4 protein-coding genes are annotated in these 7,708 nt (G+C 71.0%); all 4 read right to left on the reverse strand.

From position 1 onward, the window contains the following. On the reverse strand, nucleotides 1–2,757 hold a 2,757-nt coding region (locus KBX53_RS15220), incomplete at its 3' end, for a hypothetical protein (protein ID WP_210859937.1). Then, nucleotides 2,754–5,048, reverse strand: a complete 2,295-nt coding sequence (locus tag KBX53_RS15225) for a caspase family protein (protein ID WP_210859939.1) — start codon at nucleotides 5,046–5,048, stop codon at nucleotides 2,754–2,756. The genes KBX53_RS15220 and KBX53_RS15225, both read right to left, overlap by 4 nt. Then, a complete protein-coding gene (locus KBX53_RS15230; protein ID WP_210859941.1) occupies nucleotides 5,045–5,884 on the reverse strand; it encodes a hypothetical protein in 840 nt (279 codons plus the stop codon). Before KBX53_RS15230 ends, KBX53_RS15225 begins: the two co-directional genes overlap by 4 nt. A 778-nt stretch (nucleotides 5,885–6,662) precedes the next feature. Beyond that, entirely contained in the window at nucleotides 6,663–7,436 is a 774-nt protein-coding gene (locus KBX53_RS15235) for a hypothetical protein (protein WP_209444531.1), read from the reverse strand. Nucleotides 7,437–7,708: the final 272 nt, after the last annotated feature.

A 7,708-nucleotide genomic window follows, 5' to 3' on the forward strand; every position in this document is an offset into this window, starting at 1 on the left:
GACCATGCCGATGACGTACGAGGGGTCGTTTCCGAGCAGGCGCCCGAACTGCTCGGGTGAGAGCCGGAACGGGTCTTCGACGCTCGCCCCCGAGAAGGTCCGCAGTTGCGGCGATCGTCGCGAGTGGACCCGGAGCACGCCGTCCACCGGGTCGACGGTGAGCCCGGCGAGGAGCCGGGGGTCGACCAGGCCGTGTGCCCCCTCATCCTCGTCCACCGGGATGCTCAGCTCCGTCAGGCGGAGGTTCTGATGGGCGTCCTGCCACAGTTGCAGGACGAAGTCGGACAGCGTGTGCCCACCGATGACGACGTCGGCGGGACCCAGCTCGAAGACGAGTCGCTGCATCAGCATGGTCAGCAGCGCGTTGCTCCGCCGAACGCCGAGTGACTGCCACGGGTTGTTGAGCAGGCGCTCCTGCTGGTCCACCGACTGCCGCTGGTACAGGCCGCGAAGCAGACGATGCCGGAGAGCCTCGGCCAGGTACGGCGGAAGCACCGCCTTCGGTCCGAGCCGGTCGAACATGAGCCAGCGGTCGAGTGGGGTGCCGAGGCCGAACTCGATCTCGGTGTCGATGATGTCCTCGAGGACCAACCGCTGCCAGGAGTGGCCCCCGATGCCCTGGGCGAGCGCGGCGAGCAGGCGCATCCGGACCGGCCGGGACAGCTCGCGCACCTTGGTCACGGCGTTGATCGCGGTGCGCCACTGCTCCACCCAGTCGGTGCGCTCGGCCTCAGAGATCACGTCCGGCTCGGTGAGGAGGGCCGCCAGACGCTCGGTCAGCAGGGCGAGCTGAACGCCGTGCCGATCGTTGACGAGACTGGGGTAGCGTCGCCAGCCGTCGGCAGTGAGCGGCGGAACGGCCAGGACCTCCCACTGGTTCGAGACGCGGGACGGATGAACGTCGCGCTCGTACCACGGCGTCAGCGCGTCGCCTTCTTCGGCACGCCGGAAGTGCAGCCGCAACAGGGCTGCCGGTCGCTTGGTCAGCGATGGCGGAAGGATCTGGACGGCGCGGATCAGGACCCGCTCGGCGAGGCTGAGCCCACCGGCCACCGGCTGCCGCCATCGCCCCTGGCCACCGGTGTCGAGGTCCGGCACCGTTCCGCTGAGGGCGTTCTCGATCCAGCCGGTCACCAGGGACACCCCCGGTCGGCCGCGCAACCACCGCTCCTGCTGTGGCAGCGCCTCCTCGTGGTGGTCGGCGAGCAGCAGATCCGCGAAGACCGACGGCTCGATCTGGGGGTACCTGCCGTCGCCGGCCCGCTCGTATTCCCGGTAGGTGTGCAGGGCCAGCCCGGCCAGCGGGAGGGACATCGAGGGGTTCGGCGACTCCAGGCGGTACGCCAGCTCGCTCAGGAAGGCCCGGTGCCGGGTGTCGGACAGCACGTCCGCGGCGTGCAGGACGAGTGCGGCGAGGTGTTCGGCCCGGCCGGCCTCGACGCTGCGGAGCAGGCGTACGGCGGTGCACACCGCGAGCATCAGCCGCAGCAGCAGGACGGAGTCACCACCCATCGGGAACAGCGAGTCCCTGATCTGCTCGTCCGGATCTCGGGTGAAGCGGGCGTTGTACGCGCTGTTCTGGCGGTTGAACCACGGCGACAGCACGGCGACGGAGAACCAGCTCGACAGTTGCAGGGGCCCGGACCGGACGATGAACTCCACCGGCTTCTCGTTCCCGGTCCGCAGTCGGGCGAGCGACGCCGCGCTCGTCTGCCACGCGTTCAGTTCGTGGGTCGGCAGCGGGATCCGTACCCGGATCGGCTTGTTGATCTCCCGGTGGGGTGCGATCCACCGGTGCGCCAGCGCGTCCGCCGTCCCCTGCGGATCGATGTCGGCCGACAGCTCGTCCAGGACGGCCTGCCAGAGAACCATGGCGATGGTGGCCGGATGCTGACCGGACAGTCCCAGCCGCGACAAGACCTCCGACGCGGTCGACGGATCGGGTCGCCCGCGCCGCAGTCGGCGGAGGTGCGACAGCGTCACGACCTCGTTCGAGATCAGGCCGGCCGCACCGGGCGCCGGGCCGGCCGGAGCGGACGTCCCGGGGAATCCGAAGGTGAGTCGGGCGATCGCGGCAAGGAGGTCCGGCTCCTGGAACGCCGCGCCGATGCGCGGATCGAGGAGTTGGGTGACGACGTCGTCGGAGCTCATCAGCTCGTCGCCGACCATGGCGGCGAGTTCCACGGCGAGCAGTTGCGCTCGGCGGCCGCAGTGACCGGCGAGCGCGTCCCGGCTGAGCTTGCCGATCGTCTCGTCGACCACGAGTCGCGCGGACGCCGGGATGCGCCGTGCCGCCTCGACGCAGGCGGCGAGCACCACCACCTCGGCGGTGAAGCTCTCGATGTCGAGATAGGGGTGCGCCGCGCGGCCGGGACGCACGCGCGCCAGCGCTCGTCGCGCCGCCTCCGACAGGTGACCCGCGACGGTCTCGGCCGACCGGGCCGTGAAGATGGCCTCCACCGCCTGCGCCACCGCGGTACGGATCGACCCGTCCAGCACTGCCAGCGTGTCGTCGAGCGCACTGCGCGCCAGGGCCGCCGTGCCCGGTTCGACACCGGGCCGCACGGCGACGGCCAGCACCTGCGGGGCGGCGTACCGGCGCATGGCCGGTTCACAGTTGGCGAGCTGACGCAGAGCCGCGTTCAGCAGGTCAGCGCCGGAGTGTCGCGAGGTGAGCGCCTCCGTGATGGAGATGAACGCCTCCGCGTGATGCGGCGACGCGTGCACCGCCGAACAGAAGTACCAGGTCTCGATCATGCGCACTCTCCGTCGGGGTGAGCCGGAAGGTAGTGAAGGACGCGTCTGAGTTCGGCGATACGGTCAATGAGCACCTGTTCGGTGCGGGGGTCCACCGGCCGCAGTCCCACCGCCATCGCCACGGCGGACGGCACGTCCGGCGGCCCGGTCAGAAGCTCGATCAGATCCGCGCTCATCGGGCAGGCGCGCAGGGCAGCCATGTAGGCGTCGGTCAGCCGTTCCGCGGGTCGGGCCGCGCGCACGATCGCGGCGGCCACGCCGATGCGCCCGGTGAGAAGTGCCGCTTCCCGGCTCAGTTCGGCCGGTGTCGGTGCCGACGACGTGCCGTCCCCGTCGCCGGGGGTGGCGGGGCGGCTGGCCATGACCCGGACCAGGTCCGCTATGGCGCGGCCGGCGAAGGCGGACCGCCAGCCGGGCAGTTTCGGGCGCGCGGCCGGATCGCGGAGGGCCGCCAGCACCAGCGCCTCGACGACCGATTCGGTCAGCGGGGCGGGCAGGTCGGTCGGTGCCACCCGGCGATCACCGATTGAGTCCAGCCACCTGCCAACGTCGGCGTCGAAGGCGCAGGCCACGGTCAGCCCGGCAACCCAGCCGGCGCCGGTGCGCCGGGCGCCGGAAGCGGTCAGGAACTGCGGATACCAGCCTGGCAGGAAGTCGCGGACGGCACACATCAGGTCGGTTTCCGCCACCCGGCCGTCGCCGTCCTCCAGCTCGCTGATCACCAGATCGGCCAGCAGCGAAGGGGAAACGCTGTCAAGGTCCGGTCCGGCGTGGCCGGGCAGCGGCGGGAGCACGGGCTTCAGCCCGCGTCGGACGGCCTCCTGGCGCAGCCGGTGCACGACAGCGGGCAGCACCGGCGTCGCGGGGGTGCTGCCCGACGGCAGCGGGGTGGCGGTGGTCGGCCGCTCGCCCGGCCGGAAGCGGGTCACCGTCAACCAACCGGTCCCGTCTCTGGTCAGCACCTCGGCCAACCGCTGTGCCGTGAGCATGGCGTCGACCGGCGTCGGGGCCCGTACGGCGACCACGACCGAGGACGCGGGGAAGCGGTCCCGAAGGTACGCCGTCCAGGCACGGCACAGGCTCGCCGTCGCGGCGTCCGGGCCCTCCGCGGCAACCTCGACGTCGACGCGGAGCACGAAGGCGTGATCCTCGTCAGGACCGCCCGCGTCGAGAAACGCGGAGTCGGCGTCGGACAGCCGCCATGGATCGCCCGACCGTGCCGGCTCGACGGTGAGCCATCGACGCTGCGGGACGGTCATCCGGGAGTGCTCCCGGAGCACCAGCTCAGCGCTGTTCAGGTCGGTCGCCAGGTCGGCATTCGACGGCTCCGCCACCACGCCGTGGGCCGGTGTCCGGTCCAGGATCCACCGCAGGTCGAGCCGGACCGCCGTACGCTCGCTGCAACCCGGCACCAGCCGACCCGGCGACCAGCCGGACGGGATCACGTACCCCGCCAGCTCGTAGGCCTTGGTGGCGTCGGCCGCCGGGCCCGCGACAAGCCGGCGGCCGGGTTCGTTCACTCCGGTCTCTGGGCTGAAGTAGCAGGTGGTCGGCTCGCTGTCGGACGATCCCCGGTCCTTCATCCCGGCCAGCACCGTGGTCGAGAGGTCGGCGAGCGAGGGGGGCCACACCGCCGTGTCGGCCCGCCTCAACGCGTCCAACAGGGAACGGGAGAAGAGCCCGCCACGGTCACCGTACGAGTACCCGGCGGCGCGACGGGGCGGTGCCGCGTACATGATCGCCTGCCAGCACTCGCTCTTGCCCTCCTCCTTCTCCGGCAGCGACTCGGCCCTCGGGAGCCGCGCGTTCGGCAGGCGGCACGCGTCCACGGTGAAGACCTGCCGGCCGAAGCCGGGCAGGAACTCGGAGCCGCAGAGCGTCACCAACTCCTCGAAGCTGATGTTGATCTGGTGTGCCGCTGTGGCGTCGGCGAGGAGGAGACGCGACTGCAGGTCGGCGTACCAACCATGGCCCGCCCAGAACACCCACAGCAGGTCGCCGTCGTGCTGCGGCAACCGGAGGATCTCCGCGCGAACTGCGGCGGACGTTGCCGGACCGGCGACCTCCAGGCCGTGCGGCATCGGCGGAATCTCCTCGGCCGACAGCAGGAGCCGGATGTTGGCCGCCGGAACACCGAACCTCAACAGGACCTCGGCGAAGCCGACGGCGTCGTCGGCGATGCCTTTGCGGGCGAAGTCAGGGCCGAGATCCGGGTAGTCCTGCACCCCGACGACGAGTGCGAACGTCCGCTGGGAGAGGCCCCCGGGTACGAGAGCCGGCGCGGTGGTCATGGGGCGGCCCTCCCCACCTCCTTGACGAGTGACGCGAGTAGGTCGTAGAAGTCCTTCCGGTCGAAGTAGGCGCTGTGGGCCTCCGGCATGACCTCGTTTCCGGCGATCTCGACATCCTCCACCCGCCCCGGGAAGATCGGTTCGGCCAGGTAGGACAGGAGGTCCCGCCGGTGGTGGACGTTGAGCCAGCGGGGCACCGAGCCGGGCAGCGGCTCGCCGGCGTCGAGACTCGGCAGTGCACCCATCTCGTGCAGGAGCGGCCCCTGCGACCCGACAGTGACGAGCGCCGCGACAGCGGGCAGCGACCGAAGGACGAGCGTGTCCAGCGCCGCGATGCCGCCCAGGCTGTGCCCCACGAGGACGACCGGACCGCCCGCGTCCCGGACGCAGTCGGCGATGAGCCGCCGGATCGCTTCGCCGCGGGCGAGGTAACGCAGGACGTCGCCCACGAACGGGTGGGCGCTGTCACTGAGCGAGCCGCGCCAGTGGTCGAGCGCCCACGCGCCACCCATCCGCATGGCGAGCTCCGCGCTGATCCTGGCCGCTGTGCCCAGTACGCCGAGCTGACCGCCTTGAAAGGCGTCGATCACCGACTCGACGAGCCGCCGCCGATCGGCGGGCACCAGGCGTGTCGTGGTGGACTGGTGGCGCAGCGTCTCCGCGATGATCGCTTCGGCCAGCGCGTCGACCAGCTCACCCCAGGCGGCGTCGCCCTGGGATTGGGCGATCGCCTCGCGGGCCGGTGCCGAACGCAGCACCGAGTCCACCGCCACGTCGAACCCCTCGGCGAGCCCGGTCGCGACCAGATCCTCGTTCAGCGTGGTCGCCTGCGACATCTGGGCCACCGCACGGGAGATGCGGTCCGCGTTACTGAGCTGCCCCGGCAGGCGAGGCGCCGGACGGGTGCGAGCGCTGACCGCCGCGCAGACCCGGACATCATGCAAGGGATCCAGGTCCAGGATGGTCCATCGGGCGGTCGGCCACCCGGACACCGGGGACTGTGCGGTGGTGCTCGGCCGGTATCGGGGGATGGACCTGTGCGGGGCCGGTGGCGGAGAGCCGAGCCGGTCACCCCAGAGACACGGGATGACTGTCGTGTCCGGACACCGGTCTCGCATCGCCGCATCGAACTTCTTGAGCACGGGCTCGTACCGTGAGGTGCGCGCGCCCGTACCGTGCACGAAGATCAAAGTTGTCATGCGGCGATCACCCCCCGTGTCCAAGGGAACCATTGTGATTGGAGCGGACTCGGCATAGAAACGTCTGATTGGGCGATGTTTTCGACCCCATGACCGGTCCCGGCGGGGCGCAGGTCACGGCCATTTCGAGGTCAACTGGACCCGGCGACGGCACACAGGCCGTCCAGGTCGTCGTGCCGGTCTGACCCGCCGGGCACCGGCGTCACCTGACGTAGTCGCAGGTGGGAGTCGTGTCCACGCGCATCAGCGCGAGGCACGGATGGCACGGTTGGGCCGCGTCGGATGATGACGGTGCCTGACGAAGGCAGCGACGTTGACCGGAGCGGTGAGCGTCCGAGCAGGTGAGTCGGAAAGCCGACGGCAGTCCTGGGGGCGCCGGCGGTGAGATGCTCGACGCCCCCGGTGACGAACGACGTCAGCAGCCCAGTCGTTTGGTGGAGAGCGCGATGTCGTCGATCCAGAGGTCGAAGTCGCGTGGTGTGGTGCCGCCCTGATAGAGCTGCCAGCCGATCTTCACTGTGTTCACCGTCGGCAGGACGAAGGGCACGTCGTTGCCGCCGTGATCGGTCGTCGACGCGCTCAGCCCCGGGATCGCCACCTCGTCGATCCACACCGTGACGCGGTTGTCCGTCGGGTCGAGCTTCCACTCGAAGCACTGCCAGGTGTCCTCGGCAACCGGGGCGGACTCCCGCCAGTTGGTCCAGTCGCCGGTCGGGCCACCGTCGGCGCCCACGCCCCAGAAGATGCCGGGGACTGTGGGCGCGTACTGGCCGCCGACCGGCCGGACGACCTCCGCACTACCGGTGCCGGTCGCCTCCACCAGCGTGAAGTGCGCCCAGTCGGGGGCGGTGGGGAACGCATCGACGCGCAGCCGCATCCGGCCATAGAAGCGGTTGCCCGGCGCGGCGAAATCGTCGACCCGCAGGAAGGCCCGCCCGTTGTCGACCGTGTGCACGTGCAACACCTGGTTGCCGTGGCGGGCACGCTCGACGGTGAGCGTGCCGTTGCGGGTGTCGACGCCCCAGTCCAACGTGCTGGCGCCACCTCGCGGCAGGCGCTCGAAGTCTTCACAGAAGAGCAGGCCACCGGCGCACGAGCGGTGGGAGGCACCCGACGCGCCGGCCGGGACACTGCTGGCTGTGGTGCCGAGGATCAGGGCAGCGGTGATCACCGCGAGGGAACGGCGCATGGTCATCCTTCATGGCGTTGGGTCCCTACCGCGCGGGCAGGGCCGGATCAGTGCTTTCGGACATCACGATCGCTGCTCATCCCGTCACCGGTTCGGGTCCGTCGTCGTGACGCGAGGGACGCCTCCGACGTGTCGGAGGTTGAACGCCTCGGTGCCGGTGGGAACACGTGGCCGCATTGACGTACGGCGGACATCTGCCCGTCGTCGTGGAGATGGTTCGGCGGTGCGGCGCGCGTCCGCCGGGGCGGCGCTCTGCCAGCACTGTGCTGCTC

Source organism: Micromonospora sp. M51, assembly GCF_018070305.1.
GTDB classification, from domain to species: domain Bacteria; phylum Actinomycetota; class Actinomycetes; order Mycobacteriales; family Micromonosporaceae; genus Micromonospora; species Micromonospora parva.